The organism is Scandinavium sp. M-37, from assembly GCF_043558715.1.
Lineage (GTDB): Bacteria > Pseudomonadota > Gammaproteobacteria > Enterobacterales > Enterobacteriaceae > Scandinavium > Scandinavium vulneris_A.
In genome coordinates this window covers 134,670-152,305 of the sequence record NZ_JBIGIN010000006.1, presented here as the reverse complement: position 1 = coordinate 152,305, position 17,636 = coordinate 134,670, and the positions used below count along the sequence as shown (strand labels likewise).

General features: G+C 56.7%; 5 protein-coding genes and 3 pseudogenes. 1 reads left to right on the top strand and 7 read right to left on the bottom strand.

The window, feature by feature from the left end; all coding sequences use genetic code 11:
- Window positions 1–81: 81 nt before the first annotated feature.
- From dppA to ACG0Z5_RS06985, 5 genes and pseudogenes are all read right to left on the bottom strand, one after another.
- The gene (dppA, locus tag ACG0Z5_RS07005; RefSeq protein WP_394446277.1) at window positions 82–1,689 is read right to left on the bottom strand and encodes a dipeptide ABC transporter periplasmic-binding protein DppA; all 1,608 of its coding nucleotides are present in this window, start codon (window positions 1,687–1,689) and stop codon (window positions 82–84) included.
- Window positions 1,690–2,288: 599 nt separating this feature from the next.
- Window positions 2,289–2,598, bottom strand: a pseudogene (locus tag ACG0Z5_RS07000) (integrase core domain-containing protein); the annotation flags it as partial.
- An 88-nt stretch (window positions 2,599–2,686) separates the two neighbouring features.
- Window positions 2,687–2,965, bottom strand: a complete 279-nt coding sequence (locus ACG0Z5_RS06995; RefSeq protein ID WP_271130389.1) for a YrhB domain-containing protein — start codon at window positions 2,963–2,965, stop codon at window positions 2,687–2,689.
- Window positions 2,965–3,294 (bottom strand): annotated as a pseudogene (locus tag ACG0Z5_RS24070) (toxin glutamine deamidase domain-containing protein); the annotation flags it as partial. The gene ACG0Z5_RS06995 and the pseudogene ACG0Z5_RS24070, both read right to left, overlap by 1 nt.
- Window positions 3,295–3,603: 309 nt before the next feature.
- Window positions 3,604–6,318: pseudogene (locus ACG0Z5_RS06985) on the bottom strand (hemagglutinin repeat-containing protein); the annotation flags it as partial.
- 319 nt (window positions 6,319–6,637) lie between these two features.
- Here ACG0Z5_RS06985 and ACG0Z5_RS06980 point away from each other — a divergent pair.
- Entirely contained in the window at window positions 6,638–7,063 is a 426-nt protein-coding gene (locus tag ACG0Z5_RS06980; protein WP_394446276.1) for a SymE family type I addiction module toxin, read from the top strand.
- 46 nt (window positions 7,064–7,109) lie between these two features.
- Here ACG0Z5_RS06980 and ACG0Z5_RS06975 read toward each other — a convergent pair whose 3' ends face one another.
- Both ACG0Z5_RS06975 and ACG0Z5_RS06970 read right to left on the bottom strand, forming a co-directional pair.
- On the bottom strand, window positions 7,110–7,529 hold the full coding sequence (locus ACG0Z5_RS06975; protein WP_394446275.1) for an SMI1/KNR4 family protein: 420 nt from the start codon (window positions 7,527–7,529) through the stop codon (window positions 7,110–7,112).
- Between the two features lie 8 nt (window positions 7,530–7,537).
- Window positions 7,538–17,626 (bottom strand): hemagglutinin repeat-containing protein, encoded by a 10,089-nt coding sequence (locus ACG0Z5_RS06970; RefSeq protein ID WP_394446274.1) that lies wholly within the window; start codon window positions 17,624–17,626, stop codon window positions 7,538–7,540.
- Between the last annotated feature and the right edge of the window lie 10 nt (window positions 17,627–17,636).

Sequence of the window (17,636 nt, the reverse complement as noted above, 5' to 3'; positions counted from 1 at the left end):
GAGAGGGTCAGGGTGAGGGGCATTGACGCGGCACCCTCACCCCAGCCCTCTCCCAGAGGGAGAGGGGGAACAAATTACTTATTATTCGATGGAGACGTTTTCGAAGTGGTGCTTACCTAATGGATCGACCACATAGCCTTTGACTTCTTTACGCACCGGCTCGTATACGGTGGAGTGAGCGATGATCAGCGCCGGAGCCTGGTCATGCATCACTACCTGAGCCTGTTTGTAGAGTTCAATACGCTTGTTGTGATCTTCCGCCGCACGCGCCGGTTGGATCAGGTCTTCAAACGGCTTGTAGCACCAGCGAGAGTAGTTAGAACCGTCTTTCGCCGCAGCACAGCTGAACAGGGTCGCGAAGAAGTTATCCGGATCCCCATTGTCGCCGGTCCAGCCCATCATTACCGACTGATGCTCACCCGCTTTGGCGCGCTTCAGGTACTCGCCCCACTCGTAGGTCACGATGTTAGCTTTCACGCCCACTTTCGCCCAGTCAGCCTGAATCATCTCAGCCATACGGCGAGCGTTCGGGTTGTATGGACGCTGAACCGGCATCGCCCACAGGTCGATGGTGAAGCCATCGGCATGGCCTGCTTCTTTCAGCAGGGCTTTGGCTTTTTCCGGATCGTAGGTGTAGTCCTTAACATCGTCGTTATAGCCCCACATGGTCGGTGGGATCAGGTTCTTGGCAGCAACGCCTGCACCCTGATAAACGGCTTTGATGATCGCTTCTTTGTTCACCGCGTAGGTCAGCGCCTGACGAACTTTGACTTCATCCAGCGGTTTCTTCTCGGTGTTGAACGACAGGTAGCCAACGTTCAGACCCGCCTGCGACAGCAGGTTGATGTTTTTGTCCTGCTTCATGCGAGCGATGTCAGCCGGGTTCGGGTACGGCATCACCTGGCATTCATTTTTCTGCAGTTTGGCGTAACGGACGGACGCATCAGGGGTGATAGAGAACACCAGACGGTCGATCTGTGGCTTGGTGCCCCAGTAGCCCGGGAAGGCTTTGTACAGAATACGGGAGTCTTTCTGGTACTGCTGCAGCTGGAACGGACCGGTACCGATTGGGTTCAGGTCAATTTTCTCCGGCGAACCGGCTTTCAGCATGTTGTCAGCATATTCTTTTGACAGGATAGACGCGAAGTCCATCGCCAGGTCTGCGAGGAACGGCGCTTCCGGGCGAGTCAGCACGAACTGAACGGTTTTATCGTCCACTTTCTTCACTTCGCTTATCAGGTCCGGCAGGCCCATGCCTTCAAAGTATTCGTAGCTGCCGCCAGAGACTTTGTGGTACGGGTTTTTGTCATTCTTCTGACGGTCGAAGGAGAACACGACGTCGTCGGCATTTAAGTCACGCGTCGGTTTGAAATCTTTGTTGTCCTGCCACTTCACGCCCTGACGCAGGTGGAAGGTATAGGTTTTGCCATCTTCACTGACTTCCCACTTCTCTGCCAGACCCGGAATAATTTCCGTGGTGCCGGTTTTGAATTCAACCAGACGGTTATAAATAGGAACGGAGCTGGCGTCGTAGGTTGTACCAGAGGTGAACAGCTGTGGGTTAAAGCCTTCCGGCGAGCCTTCAGAACAGTAAACCAGGGTTTTGGCCTGTACGCTTGCTGCTACAGTCAACGCCACCAGGCTAAGACCAAGCTTCAGCATCCCTGACTTTTTCAAGGAAATACTCATTATTCTGCTCCAAATGTGATGTTTGTTTGTTGTGTTTTTCCGCCAGGCCTTTATATGTTTTTTACCCGGTCTGGTCGGTGGTGCCCGAAGGCGTTAAAAGGGTTGGAGATTCCTTTCAGAAGAGCGACTGAGTAGCAGCGCAGATCCTCCCTGAAATGCCCCTCATGCCCTACAATCTGTCAACAGAATGTGCAAACGTCAATACAGGTAACCGGGATTTACATCAACGGTGAGAATGGCCTGACAAAGATTAAAAAAAGTTCAGACAGGTATTTTCAGCAGGGAAATTTATGCTACGCGCTTAACAGCAGCACAATCATCTTCACACTTTGCAATAACCAGTGATTAACAATTGTGCTAATTGCTGAAAATTTCTGGCGAAATGGCGATAATCTGAGCGATTAATAGCGTGAACGTTAAAACGCACAGGCGAAAATGCTGAGGTTATCTATAAGTAACGCAATAAAAAGGCTAACCAAATATAAAAAAATACAATGGAATATGTCACAAAACGGTTATCTGACGATGCGAAGAGAGGATGGTGAGGATTTTTGACGGTTATGGTAAGTGTGTATAGCAGGCAGGTTCATTTGAAGTGGTCAACAAAAACTGGCCACCACTTTAGAGTTTTTCCAGTATCGATTTTCCGATTCGTTGGGGAAGTAACCCGCCGTTATATTCATGCGGCCTGAGTGCGCTGTAATACCCAACGATATAATCTGTTATTTCATGGGCAGCATCGCTGAAGCTTACGTAACCAATCACTGGCACCCATTCATTCTTCAGACTACTGAAGAAGCGCTCCATCGGGCTGTTATCCCAGCAGTTTCCACGTCGACTCATACTCTGTTTGATCCGGTACCGCCACAATAACTGCCGGAACTGCCTGCTTGTATAATGACTGCCCTGGACGCCCTTCTAAGAGTCAAGTCATTATCTGGATGCTGTTGGCTGACAGGTAAAACAATCCCAGCCACTGAGGGCTGGGATTTTCTATTTAGGACGGACGATTTTTCTCTTCTTCGTAGTCCTGTAAATATTTTTCTAGAGGATATGCAGTTCCAAATACATAAAGTTCGCCGCTGTCTTTATCAATAATAAACGGAGCATTACCAGCTAATTGAGCTGAAAAATCTCCAGTTTCAAGAAATTTTTTTGATTCAAAACAAAAGAACCATCCTTCAGAAAAACGCCCCTGAAGAGTAATAACAACAGGGTCTTCAGTATCCTCTAGATACGCATTAGCTTTTTCTACCGCCTCAGTAAAACTAATCATTAATTCGTTCTCAGTAGTTGGAATGACTTGAACTGGCTAAGATCTGCTGCTTTTCCGGTCTGACCATCAAGGAATCTGACTGTCCCATTTTGGTTAACAACATTAAATACATGGCCTGGCTGGCCAGGGCCGTATGATCCATAAACAATGCCTCTTGATCCTGATCCAGCATTGCTCATCTGTTGAGTAATACTGTTAGAGGTAGAAACATATTTGAACTTAGAACCATATTGCTGCTCCAGGACGGTTAGCGGCACACCTTTAGTTGAGTTTATAGGTAATGCTGAAGCAGGATTTCCAGATAAAGTAGCATCAGTTGCAATGGAGCAGTTTACGCAGTTATGGGTGCGTCCTGCCTCTGGGTAACCGGGGTTAACATTTCTTATTGTCCCTGCGGATTCACCTGCTGCACCAGTTCCCTTCATCCCATATACCGCACCACCAATCGCCGCTGTGGTATGCACAACCGTCATCGTATCGTACAGTGTTGAGGCGGTTTCCGGGCTGACGCCCCAGTTCTGCGCTATATGCTGAACATCAGCATCGCGCTGGGCTTTCGCATCGGCGGTGGCATACTGCCACTGCTGCCCGGCGATTTTATCGGCGCCTTCCTTGTACACGCTGCCCATTGTGCCGACATACTGCCCGTCCATCTGCTCGTCATAACTCTTGCCCATCACGGCAAGTTCCTGACGCATACCTTGGCAGGCTAATGAAGATAGCCCCTGACACGCATTGTCCAGCGCCGCGTCGAATGCTTTATCTTTCGCATCAAGGTCAGCTACCAGCTTTTCAGCTTTCGCTTTTTCGCTGGCATCCTTGATATACGGCAGAGACCACTGTGTATCCTGGCGTTTCTTCTCGTCCTTCGCACTGAGCGAGTTATTCTCAACCGCATTCTTCCCGGCACTTGCCCCTGCCGCTGCGCCTGCCGTGTCGCCGCCTGCCAGACCTCCGGCCATTCCCGCAGAGATACTCGCCAGCGTGCTGACCGTTTGTTTCTGGTCTTCTGTCAGCGTATCCAGGTCCTTCACTCCCGGATACAGCATTCCGGCAATCGCTTTGGCGGCCAGTTCCCCCGAGGCACCACCGACCGCTCCGGCTGCGGCGCTGTTACCCTGCATCGCCGCCGTCACGCCGCCGAGGATCGCGTGCGCAATCGTTTTGGCTGCCGTATTGTCATCAATACCGGCCTGGTGACCAATGATGTTCGCCAGCTCCGGCGCCGATGCCCCTGCCAGCGCACCAGCAATATTCCCCCCCGCCAGGCCCTGAAGTGCGGCGGTCGCCGCCTGGATACCGCGCTGCATATCGCTGCCGGTGCCGTATTGCCGCATTTCATCTTTATAAGCCTGCGTGTTACGCAGTTCGGCCAGATAGTTCTGCCGCTGTTCTTCTGTCGGGTTATCCGGAAGTGTCGCTTTCGATTCGCTTTTCGCTTTCTTCAGCGCGTTTATCTCACCCTGCGTCCGCGCGATATCCGCCGCCTGGCCGCCAATATCGCTGATGAGACCCACTTCCTGCAGGCGCTTCTGCTCTTTCTCTTTGTCGAAGATTGGGCTGATGCTGTCGTTGGCATGCACCGTGTCACGGCTCAGGTCTGCCACGTCCTGCTTCTGGTTATCCTTGTCGCGAATGGTGAGGGTGCCGTTCGCCACCGCCGCCTGGGTCGTCCCTTCCGCGTGGCCGCTGTTCCCGGCCGCAGATATCATCCCGCCCGGCATGTTGCCCTGGAAGTCTCCCCCGAAGCTGCCGCCACCGCTGAGGCTGATGCCCGAGTGTTCAGTCTTAAAATCCGCTTCGTTGTGGATATCGCTGAAGCCCAGCGTGCCGGTATCCAGACTGTTTTTGTCTGCGCTCGCCGTGGAGGCTATCACTGCCCCGTCGAGCTGGGTGTGACTCCCCACCGTGACATCGAATCCGCCGCTACCCGCATACAGCCCGGTCTGCTCTGCCACCGAGTCGAAGCGGCTCTTCATCTTGTCCTGGCTGGCGTTGATATACCCGGAGCCGGTCATCGACCCGAAGGTGAAGCTGCCGCCCGCTGCGACGCTGGTCTGTTTGCTGTCGTAGTCGTTGTTATCCTGCTGGCTGCTCATCCACAGGTCGCGACCGACATCGGCAATGATTTTATTGCCGTTAACCAGCGCCCCGTTCAGCGTGGTGTCCCGCCCACTTTCAATCGTGACGGTTTTACCGCTGTCGATCGTGGTTTCGGTCCAGTCGCTGCCGTTGCCTTTGTCCTTGCCTTTGGCGGCATTCACATTGGCGAAAACGCTGCTCCCGGCGCCGTTGCCCCCAGCCCCGATACTGACCCCCACGCCACCACCGCTGCTGCTGTTTTTCCCGCTGGTTTGCTGGGTGTTGGCGGCTCCGCTCAGCAGAATGTCATTTTCAGCACTCAGCAGGGTGTCGCCCCCGGCTTTCAGCTGGCTCCCGGCAATCACAATGTCGCCGCTGTGGTCGCCCTTGTTTTTCCCGGTCGCAATCACCGCCAGATTGTTGCCCGCCGTCAGCGTGCTGCCCGCCACCGCATCGCTCTCAGCATGTTGCTGCGACCTGGATTTTTGGGTGGTGAGGGAGAGGCTGACGCCCATCGCGTTCGGGTCACCGGTGACATCCGCGGCCTGCGCAGCCTGCCCGGCCTGAACCCCCGACAGCGCCGCTTTGGTGGCCTTGAGTGCCGCCAGACGCCCGTCGCTCTCATCCTGTGCATCCTGCGTGGCGCTCACGGCATTGTTGATGGCGCTGCCCACGGTCCCGGAGAGGGCCACCGTCAGACCGCTTTTCTTCTGCTCAAACGTCTCGTCGCGGATCCGTTTGTCATGGCCCGGGTCGATAAGCACACTGTCGCCCACCACCGAGAGATCTTTCTGGGCAATCAGGTCCGCACCGCCGATATGCGCCTGCTTCCCGGCGGAAATCACCACGCTACCGCCCGTCGAGCCCACGGTACTGAAGCTCTGACTCTGGGTGGTTCCCTCTTCGCGCAGGGAATGTTTAGTGGTGCTGCTGCCGATGGTGAAACCGATCCCGCCGCTGCCCATCAGGCCGCTTTTGTGCTCTTCCTTAAAGCGCCAGCTCGAGTCGGTGTTGGTGGCTGCCACGATATCGACATTATTCCCGGCTCCCAGCGCGACCGTTCCGTCGCCGACCACCGAGGAGCCTTTCACCAGCAGGTTGTTGCCCGCCTGCACCTGAACATTATCGCCGCTCAGCAGAGTGCCCGCTTCACGGGTGGCGCTGTCCTCTTCGATGGTATGTGTCGTTTTGCTGCTAAGGAACCCTTTTTTAGTCTTAGTCTGTTCTTTGTAGTGATAGTCACTTTCGGTGGCGGGGGTGAGATTCACGTCGCTCGAACAACCCGGCATTGAGGTTATCTGCTGTAGTTGTAATGAACCTGCTATAAGTGAAATATATTAGTAGTAATACTTAAAATGAAACGTTACCTATTTCGGCCTTGTTTTCTGAAGCAACGCCGCATTTATTAAATTTATCTATTTCACATACACTGTATTTTTATTCAGTGCGATATAATAGGCGAAGAGAAAAGGGTGAGTCGTTAAAGGAGAGTGACGGAGATTTTTTATTCATTTTATTAAAGAGCGCGATATGAAAGTGCTGGAAACACTTCCATACCGCTGACCACAAGCAACTAAGAAGGAGTTGATTATGGCTGCCAAAAATTTTAAGCCAGAAGTCGCTATTGCCAAAACAGTTTCAAACGCTTTGCCTGTTATTTCAGAAAACCGCGACGCAGCACGCAAAAATGACGGTATTTCTAAGCCCTTACGCCGCATGTCAGTCAGTTATGTCAGTGTTCGGCATTACGACCGTCGGACCAATATGACCAAGCGCTATACCCGCAGCGCCAGTCTGCGTCTGAATGGCCGCTGGATGGAAGAAGCCGGGTTTACGACCGGCACCAACCTGGATATCCGCGTGATGCCCGGTTGCCTGGTGATCACCACCCGCCCGCAGGAAACGCCGCTGATGAAGGTGTTGAATAACGTAACGCATCTGCCGGAAAAAGATCGGCAGCAGGTCATGACGTTTTTGCAGGGCGTGATGGCGAAGGTGGCGCTTGAGAAGCGGTAGAGGGTGATGGGGATCCCGCCTTTAAGGGGGCGGGATTACATTTATCTCAGTTGCCATCGATCCATACGTCTTTCACCCAAGAGGCTAAATTAGGCCACTGCTCTTCGCTGCCACCATCGCCAGTCCAATATCGGACACGACCTTGTTGATCCAGACAATAATAACTACCATTATCTTCGCAAATTGGTAACCATGATTCAGGCACACCGATGCTTATTGCATCTTTCATAGCAGTTGACAACTCACCGTAAAACTCTTTATCTGCTGTAACAGATAATAGCTCGATTGTTCCATAATATATATTACCAACTTCCTGAAGAAGCTTCCTGTAGTCGGATGGAAAAGAAAAACCCATATCTTTTTCATATTGAGAAATGAGGACATCATCCGGCAAAGGAATATTATTCCGCTCACCACCAGATACTGTCTTTAACTCTTCAATAACCTCATTCAAGCTATTAGTCATACCGTCACCTATTTGAAACCGTTAGCTCGCTGCTTCCAATAATCAGAGCGCCATTTGTTAAATTCTGAGCGATTTATACCAGAAGGTATACTGTTATCATTGATATGGATAATGCTATGATTATCCTTATGAAAACCTTGGGTTACTTCTGCAATAGGCCCATCTTGACTTTGCAACATATGATGCAGGTTTACTGGTTTCCCATCAGTGCCAATCGGTGCACGTCCTCCCTGCATCAACTCAAGATTTGTTTTCCCTGACTTAGGGTCAACATAACCAGGGTCAAATAAATCATTACGTTGATAAACTTTATTCCCTTTAACCTTAATGGGTTCGGAAGACCAGAACTTTCTCTCCTGACCAAAGTATTTCGCAGAACTGACATCATCGCTAGCTTTAGAGATCAGTTTTGATGCTGTTTCGAGATCGCCCGCTTTAAGGGCTTTGTCAGCCCCTTTCATCAGAGCACCGACTTCATCACCAAGCCCTGGCATGATTCCGACAACGGCCGCCAGATAGCCTAATGCACTGTCTGCTTCCTGGAAGCTCTTGATATCACCGTAGACAGGGATAAAATCGCTGCCAGCTTCTGCAAATCCTGCAAGCAATTCATCCCGGTGCGCATCCATTTTAGCACCGCATGCGTCAGCACTGAGTCCGGCGCAGTTCTTCGCTTTAAACTCTTCAGTCGCCTTCTTCAGTCCATCCTGTGCTTTCTGATACCGTTCTGCCTGTGATGTTCCCGACGCCTGGTTTTCTGCAATATCACTGAGCGAGTTATTCTCAACCGCATTATTCCCGGCACTTGCCCCTGCCGCTGCGCCTGCCGTGTCGCCGCCTGCCAGACCTCCGGCCATTCCCGCAGAGATACTCGCCAGCGTGCTGACCGTTTGTTTCTGGTCTTCTGTCAGCGTATCCAGATCCTTCACTCCCGGATACAGCATTCCGGCAATCGCTTTGGCGGCCAGTTCCCCCGAGGCACCACCGACCGCTCCTGCGGCGGCGCTGTTACCCTGCATCGCCGCCGTCACGCCGCCGAGGATCGCGTGCGCAATCGTTTTGGCTGCCGTATTGTCATCAATACCGGCCTGGTGACCAATGATGTTCGCCAGCTCCGGCGCCGATGCCCCTGCCAGCGCGCCAGCAATATTCCCCCCCGCCAGGCCCTGAAGTGCGGCGGTCGCCGCCTGGATACCGCGCTGCATATCGCTGCCGGTGCCGTATTGCCGCATTTCATCTTTATAAGCCTGCGTGTTACGCAGTTCGGCCAGATAGCTCTGCCGCTGTTCTTCTGTCGGGTTATCCGGAAGTGTCGCTTTCGATTCGCTTTTCGCTTTCTCCAGCGCGTTTATCTCACCCTGCGTCCGCGCGATATCCGCCGCCTGGCCGCCAATATCGCTGATGAGACCCACTTCCTGCAGGCGCTTCTGCTCTTTCTCTTTGTCGAAGATTGGGCTGATGCTGTCGTTGGCATGCACCGTGTCACGGCTCAGGTCTGCCACGTCCTGCTTCTGGTTATCCTTGTCGCGAATGGTGAGGGTGCCGTTCGCCACCGCCGCCTGGGTCGTCCCTTCCGCGTGGCCGCTGTTCCCGGCCGCAGATATCATCCCGCCCGGCATGTTGCCCTGGAAGTCTCCTCCGAAGCTGCCGCCACCGCTGAGGCTGATGCCCGAGTGTTCAGTCTTAAAATCCGCTTCGTTGTGGATATCGTTGAAGCCCAGCGTGCCGGTATCCAGACTGTTTTTGTCTGCGCTCGCCGTGGAGGCTATCACTGCCCCGTCGAGCTGGGTGTGACTCCCCACCGTGACATCGAATCCGCCGCTACCCGCATACAGCCCGGTCTGCTCTGCCACCGAGTCGAAGCGGCTCTTCATCTTGTCCTGGCTGGCGTTGATATACCCGGAGCCGGTCATCGACCCGAAGGTGAAGCTGCCGCCCGCTGCGACGCTGGTCTGTTTGCTGTCGTAGTCGTTGTTATCCTGCTGGCTGCTCATCCACAGGTCGCGACCGACATCGGCAATGATTTTATTGCCGTTAACCAGCGCCCCGTTCAGCGTGGTGTCCCGCCCACTTTCAATCGTGACGGTTTTACCGCTGTCAACCGTGGTTTCGGTCCAGTCGCTGCCGTTGCCTTTGTCCTTGCCTTTGGCGGCATTCACATTGGCGAAAACGCTGATCCCGGCGCCGTTGCCCCCGGCCCCGATACTGACCCCCACGCCACCACCGCTGCTGCTGTTTTTCCCGCTGGTTTGCTGGGTGTTGGCGGCTCCGCTCAGCAGAATGTCATTTTCAGCACTCAGCAGGGTGTCGCCCCCGGCTTTCAGCTGGCTCCCGGCAATCACAATGTCGCCGCTGTGGTCGCCCTTGTTTTTCCCGGTCGCAATCACCGCCAGATTGTTGCCCGCCGTCAGCGTACTGCCCGCCACCGCATCGCTCTCAGCATGTTGCTGCGACCTGGATTTTTGGGTGGTGAGGGAGAGGCTGACGCCCATCGCGTTCGGGTCACCGGTGACATCTGCGGCCTGCGCAGCCTGCCCGGCCTGAACCCCCGACAGCGCCGCGTTGGTGGCCTTGAGTGCCGCCAGACGCCCGTCGCTCTCATCCTGTGCATCCTGCGTGGCGCTCACGGCATTGTTGATGGCGCTGCCCACGGTCCCGGAGAGGGCCACCGTCAGACCGCTTTTCTTCTGCTCAAACGTCTCGTCACGAGTCCGTTTGTCATGGCCCGGGTCGATAAGCACGCTGTCGCCCACCACCGAGAGATCTTTCTGGGCAATCAGGTCCGCACCGCCGATATGCGCCTGCTTCCCGGCGGAAATCACCACGCTACCGCCCGTCGAGCCCACGGTACTGAAGCTCTGACTCTGGGTGGTTCCCTCTTCGCGCAGGGAATGTTTAGTGGTGCTGCTGCCGATGGTGAAACCGATCCCGCCGCTGCCCATCAGGCCGCTTTTGTGCTCTTCCTTAAAGCGCCAGCTCGAGTCGGTGTTGGTGGCTGCCACGATATCGACATTATTCCCGGCTCCCAGCGCGACCGTTCCGTCGCCGACCACCGAGGAGCCTTTCACCAGCAGGTTGTTGCCCGCCTGCACCTGAACATTATCGCCGCTCAGCAGGGTGCCCGCTTCACGGGTGGCGCTGTCCTCTTCGATGGTATGTGTCGTTTTGCTGCTAAGGAACCCTTTTTTAGTCTTAGTCTGTTCTTTGTAGTGATAGTCACTTTCGGTGGCGGTGGTGAGATTCACGTCGCGCCCGGCGGCCACGCCAATATCACCGCTGGCCGTGACCTGTGCCGCCTGGCTATTCACATCACGTCCGGCGAGGATCGTGGTGTTGCCACCGCTGGCAATTTCGGTTCCCTGCTGGCGCACGGATTCGTCGATGACCGTCTTCTTTTTCTCACGCGTGCTGCTGCCATCGACCGTTGCCTCAGCCTGCAGATTCACATCGCGCCCGGCCTGGATGCCGACGTTATTTTCAGCCGCGATGCCTGCGGCCTGGCTGGTGATATCCCGGCCCGCGACCAGCGTCACGTTATCGCCCGCACTCACCGTGGTGCGGTCTGCGCTGCTGTGATGGGTTTCTTTACTGCCGCGCTGGCTGCTTTGGCTGTTATCTGCCGCGTTGAGGTTCAGGTCATTGCCCGCCACCAGCTGCGCCGTTTTTCCAGCGCTGAGGGCGCTGCCCGTCACGGTCAGATCGTTCCCGGCCTGCATCCCCAGATTGCCGCCTGCGGTGATGTTGCTGGCCTCATTTTCTGTCGATGCAGAGCGGGTATTTTTCTGCCCCCAGAAGCCGGATGCACTGCTGGTGTCGTTTAGCTGATTGGCGGCAATATTGATGTTGCCGCCTGCGCCCATCGCCAGGTCGCCACCCGCGCTAACGTTCGCCCCAGTGATATTGATGTCTTTCGCCGCCGCCATAGAAAGGCCATCGGTGGCGCTGATCGACGCCGTTTCACCCACGTCGGTGCCGCTGATGAACACGCTGCCGTTGCGGCCACTGCTGCCGCCACGCCACTGTTCGGTGCGGGTGATGTTGTTGATGCTGCCGGTGGTACTTTCGAGCTGGACGGTTTTGCCGCTGATCGCGGAACCGATATTGTTGATATCGCCCAGCGCGCTCAGGTTCAGCCCGCCGCCTGCGCTGATAAGCCCGGCATTGAGGTTATCGAGACTGTTGCTGCTGTCGATAGTCAGCCCGTTTTGTGCCAGCAGCGAGCTGCCGTCGTTGGTCACCTTGCCGCCTGCCAGCTGCACAGTGTTGCCACCGATCACGCTGCCGTTATGCACTTCGGTGTCTTTGGGTGACAGGTAGACTTTCGGCACCATCACCGTCTTACCGTTGATGGTGGCGGTCTCCCACCACAGGATACTGTGGTCGAGCGCGGCCAGTTGGTCAGCGGTGAGTGCCACCCCGAACCTCAGGCCAAGAGAGGTCTGCGCCTCGGCGGCGCTGTCCATCAGGTAACGCATCTGGTCCAGATCGGAGCCCAGGCCATTGATGTAGCGACTGCCGGTCTGGTTCAGCACGTAGTTCGACACGTATCGGGTATCAAACGCCGCATCGCCGAGGAATCGGTAGTCGTTATCCGGGTTGAGATGCAGCCTGTCCATCATGTACGACGAGCCCAGGAACTGATTGGTGTCGGTGTACTGGCTGTTGGTTTCTCGTGGGGCCGCCCCCGGATTCATGCCGAGCAGTTTCCACAGGTCACCAAACAGGCTTTGATCCACCTGACCAAGGCCGTCCAGTTTCGGATTGACGGTGATCAGATACGGGCTGTCCGGGTCGCTCGACGGAACAAAATAACCGTTCTTACCGGAAGGCAGCGGATAGCTGTCGTCGATCCCGGCAGGCGCCAGGCCGGTGCCATCGGCAATCGACTGTCCGTTATTACCTGCGTCCTGCCAGGTCGGAGTGGTTATCGCCAGCGTTCCGGCATCGTCCAGCGCTTGCTGGCTGGCACCGTCGCCGATGCTTTGCGCCGACGGGGTGTTCAGGCTTGGCGCGGTAATGGTGTTGCTGATTTTGCCCGCGTTGGCGGTGGTGTTGGTGTTACTGATATCGCTGGCAAAATTCGCGTTAACATTGCCCCCCGCCTGGATGACGGAGCGATAGATTTCGCCCTGCTCGGTAGTGCTGTCATGCCCGATAAGCTGAAACCCCAGCTTGGTGCTGGTCGGCATCACATCGTTGTAATTATTACCGTCCGTTGGGTAGCCGTTCATTGGGTTTACCGCATACCCCAGCCTGTCGGTGGCATACTGATAAACATACCAGTCGGTTGTCGTTCCCGACTGCCAGCTCTGGTTGTTAAGCGTGTTCCCTGCCAATCGGATATCACCGTTAGCCAGAATATTGCTCGCCAGGTTATCCATCGTGCTGGCGTTGATCGTCAGATTATTGCCTGATGCGATGCGTGCCGCGCCACCTGTGCTGGTCACATCGGTACGTGTCTGGCTGCCGATAAACCGCTGCTCGGCAGTCTCCTGGAACATCGCGTAAGAGAACTGATTCCAGTGAATGTAGTTACAGGCCCCGTGACCGTTACATGGCCCCACCTGACGCTCCATCACCCGGCTGGTCATGCCATAGGTGCCGTCCGCCAGTTGGCTGATATCGACACTAATCGTGGCATCACCCATTCCGGCAATGGTCTGAGCCCCCTCAATCTGCGTTGTTTTCGTCTCCAGTCCATCGCGCTGATTCAACAGATGCCCGGTGTTAATCGTGATATCACCGGTCTGGGTCTCAATCGAGCCAGAGGTATTAATCACCTCCGCGTTCGCCGCACCGGAGGCATTCTTTTGCATCAGCAGATTGTTGCCCGCCAGAATATCGCCGCGCAGGTTCTGGATGCTGTTGCCGTACAGAGAGAGATTTTTGCCTGCATACAGCAGGGCGGTGTTGATAATGGCCGCAGGCGCGTTCAGCACAAGATTGCCTGCCGTGCCCGTGAAACCGTCCAGGGTGATATTGCCGAGGCTGGTCAGGCTGACATCGCCGCCCGCCTGCAGGCTGCCGCTGGCGTTCATCGCCACACTGCGACCGCTGAGCGCGGTCGTTCCCGAACCGGCGGTGATGTGTCCGTTATTACTCAGGTTGCCCGCCGCATTCAGGGTGATGCCATTCCCCTGCAGCGTCCCGCCGTTGGTGATATCGCCCTGGCTGGTCAGCGAAAGCTGTTTGTTCGCCGCAATCACGCCCTGCGCCGTGAAGCTGTTGGTGAGTTTCAGGGTCAGATTACCCAGCGCCACCAGTTGTCCGATGCCGCTCAGGGAGGCGACATCCGCCATCATATCGCCGCCGCTGAACAGTTTACCGTTACTGTTGTTGAGGGTGTTGCCCGTCAACCGCATGCCCTGGTTGCCCAACAGCGTGCCGCTGTTATTCAGGGTCTGGTAATTCACGTCCAGCATCCCGGCCTGGAACATCCCGGCGTTGTTGAACGTCGTCCCGCTGAGGGTGGCCTTATTCGTCGCCATCACCGTGCCGCCGTTGGCAAGCTTCGCGACGTTGAGCACCAGATTGGTGGCCTGCAGCCAACCGTTCCCGCCGTAGTCAGCCGTAGTCAGGGTGAGGTCGCTGCCGGAGAGCATTTTGCCGTTGTTGCGGGTTTGCGTCGCAGCGGTGAGGGTCGTTTGCCCGTTGCCCTGAATCGTGCCGTCATTGGTGAAGACCGGGGCGCTGATGTTCAACGTCGTCGGGCTGAGAATAACGCCGCTGGCGCGGTTGGTCAGCGCATTAAGCAGGGTGAGCGTGAGGCCATTGTCGCCCTGAACCCGGCCGCTGTTATCGAGACGGTTGGCCCGAAGCTGCGTGCTGGCTCCCTGAATCTGCCCGCTGTTGGTGATATCGGCTGCCGCAACCGACAGCGCACCACCGGTCAGCAGTTTGCCCTGCTGTTGCAGCGCCCCGTTGAGATCGGCACTCAGGCTTTTCACGCCGCTGATTTCACCGCTGTTGGTCAGGGAATCGCCCTGTAAGGCAAGCGTTGAGGCACTGATCAGGCCCTGATTACTCAAGGCTTTGCCGGTAATGCGCGCCTCGCCAAGGGCGGTGATTTTACTGCCCGTGGCCGCTATCACGTCCCCGCTGAGGGTCAGCGCCAAATCCAGCGCGCTTTGGATAGCCCCGCTGTTATTCAAACGGGCCGCGTCGAGGGTCATATTTTGCCCCTGCCAGAGACCGCTGTTGGTAACCTCGCCCGCCTTGATGGCAAGCGTGCCCTGGCTCAACAGGCTGCCGCCGTTATTCAGCGTCCCGTTGCCGTTTAGCGTCAGCTCGCGCAGGCCGATGACCGTGCCCTGGTTATTCACCCCGTTGTAGGTTAGCCCCAGGGTGTCGCCCTGTAAGCTGCCGTCGCTGGTGAACTGCGTGCCGCTAAGCCGCATCTCACCGCCGGAGAGGATCTTGCCGTGGTTGGTCAGCGTCGGAGCCTGAAGAGTGAATTGGCCCTGACTCATCAGGTCCCCGTTGTTCAGCAAAGTGCCGCGCAGGGTGGCCTCGAGCGCACCGGTGGCGAGCACCGAGCCGGGGCTGGTCCAGTCTCCGGCATTGACGCTAAGCTGTTGACCCTGGGTAGTGCCCGCGGTGGTCAGCGTGTTGCCCGTGAGAGATAAATCCCCCGCCGTCAGCCAACGTCCCCCCGCCCCCTGATAGAGGCTATCCCCTGACAGCGTCAGTTCGTTCGTACCCTGCAACAGCCCGTCGCTGTGCAGCGTGTCGGCATTCACCTCCAGCGCGTTGGCGGTGATTTTACCGGGGTTCGTCAATGAGGAGGCATTCAGCGTCAGGCCACGGTCACTGGTAATGAGCCCGCTGTTGCTGATATCCGTCCCGGTGAGAGCCATCTCCCCGGCGCTGGAGAGCGTCCCGCTCTGACTGTTGCTGAAGGTGCCGCCGTTCAGGGTAAGCTGGGAATCACTTTGCAGCGCCCCGCTGTTGCTGAGCGAACGGAGGTCAAAAGAGAGCGCACTGCCCAGCACCTGCCCGCTGTTGATGAGCGTGTCGCCGCGCACGGTGAGAGCGGCATCGCTGGCTATCACGCCGTGGCTGGTGATATCCGGGATATCCAGCGTCAGCGCGGAGGCGCTGTACAAAGTGCCGTTATGCAGGTTGTTCAGGGTATCCGTGCCGAGCGCCAGCAAGTTGTCGCCCTGCAGCATGCCGTTGTTGGTCAGCGTCTGCGACTGCGAGCGCAGGGTCGATCCCACCACCGTACCGCTGTTATTCAATTCCGGGGCATTCAGCGTGACGGCGTTCGCGCTGCTGTTGCCGCTGTGGTTCAGCGTCCCGCTGGCGTTCACGGCCAACGCGTTTCTGGCCGCCTGTGTACCGGCAAGCGAAGCCTCACGGGCGGTGATGCTCAGGTTATTGCCGCTTTGAACCTGGGCGCCGCCGACGGTGCTGAGCCGGTCAGCGCTCAGCTGTATATCCCCGCCCGCACTGAACTCACCGTCCAGTGTCGCCGTTGTGGTCTGAACGGAGAGCGCGTTACCGCTGTGGGTCAGGGACGATTTTCCGCTGCTCAGGGTACTGGCGTTCAGCGTCAGCGCTTTACCCCCCGAGAGCGTACCGTTCTGCGTAACGTTTCCGGCCTTCAGGGTCAGCGCGTCATCCGTCACCAGCGAACCGCTGTTGGTCAGGCTGCGACTGGCGGTAATGTCGGCCTTGCCCTTCGCGCCCGCGCTACCTGTTTGCGTGAAATCCTGCGTCTGAACGTTCAGCGTCGTGCCGCTCAACAGCGAACCGCTGTTATTGAGGGTCGTGCTGCTCACCGCCAGGGCATTGCCCTGCATCTGGCCGCTGTTAGTCAGCGTGCTGGCGTTCAATTGTGCGTTCCCGCCTGCCAGCATTTTGCCGCTCTGGGTCAGGGTGCTGGCGTTGACGTTCAGGTTCTGCCCGGCGGTCATCTGCCCCTGGTTGATCAGGTTATCGCGGGCGTTGGCGGTGATATGGCGCGCGGCGTTGGCCTGGCTCCCGGCATCCTGGCTGATATTTTTCGCCGCAAGCGACACGTCCCGCCCGGCGGTGAGTTTTTCATTGCGCTGGGTAAGACTGCCGTTGGCGTTCAGCACCAGATCCTGATCGCTGTTCAGCGAGCCATTCCCCAACGCGATATCGCCCTGGCTGTCGAGTGCAATATTGCCGCTCGCTTTATGGTCGCCGGTCAGGGCGATATCCTGCCCCTTCGCCGCGATTGCGCCGCTGGCAAGGCTGTTGTGAACCGTCAGTTTACCGTTGGCATCGAGAGTGATATCGCCCTGGCGGGCGTTCAGGTCGCCGAGGTTAACGCCGACGCCTTTCTCACTGGAGATAAGATGGATCCGGTTGGCGTACATGCCGCCCAGCGCCCCGGTGTCCACCGCGACCCTTGGGGCCGCGCCCTCGCCTTGCTGCGCCTGCACGCTGCCGTTGGCATTCACCCGGTTTGCCCCGGCAATCACCTTTAAATCTTTGGCATGGATAGCAGCATTCACTTCTGTGGCGCGGGAAATAATCGACAATGCATCGCTGTGGCTGGCGTCAATGCCCTGGCCTTCGATGCTGATGCTACCTTTTTTGACATCCAGCGCCTGCAGATTACCGTGCGCGTCAAAGACCGGCTTCCCGGTGGTCAGCGTGGCCTGCGGGGTGTTGATAAACCCACAGCCGTTACAGGTGATGCCGTACGGGTTGGCGACCATCACGTTCGCCGCTTTCCCCGCCACTTCGGTATAACCCTGAAGCTGTGACCGGTTGCCGCCGGTCACTTCGTTGATGATGCCTTTCGCTTCCTGGCCCGCTTTCAGGTTCGCGTTGCCGTTGATTATCCCGCCCAGTTGCGTCTGATTGAGTTTGCCGGTGGCGTTATTGAGGATCAGCCCCTCTTTGCCAACGTTGTAATCTCTGAACTGGTTGTGCGAAATCCCGGCCCCGTTCGGGGTGGCGATATTCACCACCGGCACGCCGTTTGCCGCCTTGTCCGTGGAGGTTTTCCCCTGCGGCGTGATCACCGCGCCCACCGCAGGCAACAGCGGTTGCCCGGCAATCAGGGCGCTAATCACATAGCTCAGCAGACGGAATGACAAACGGACAGGAGGCTGATTCATCTTTTTTTAT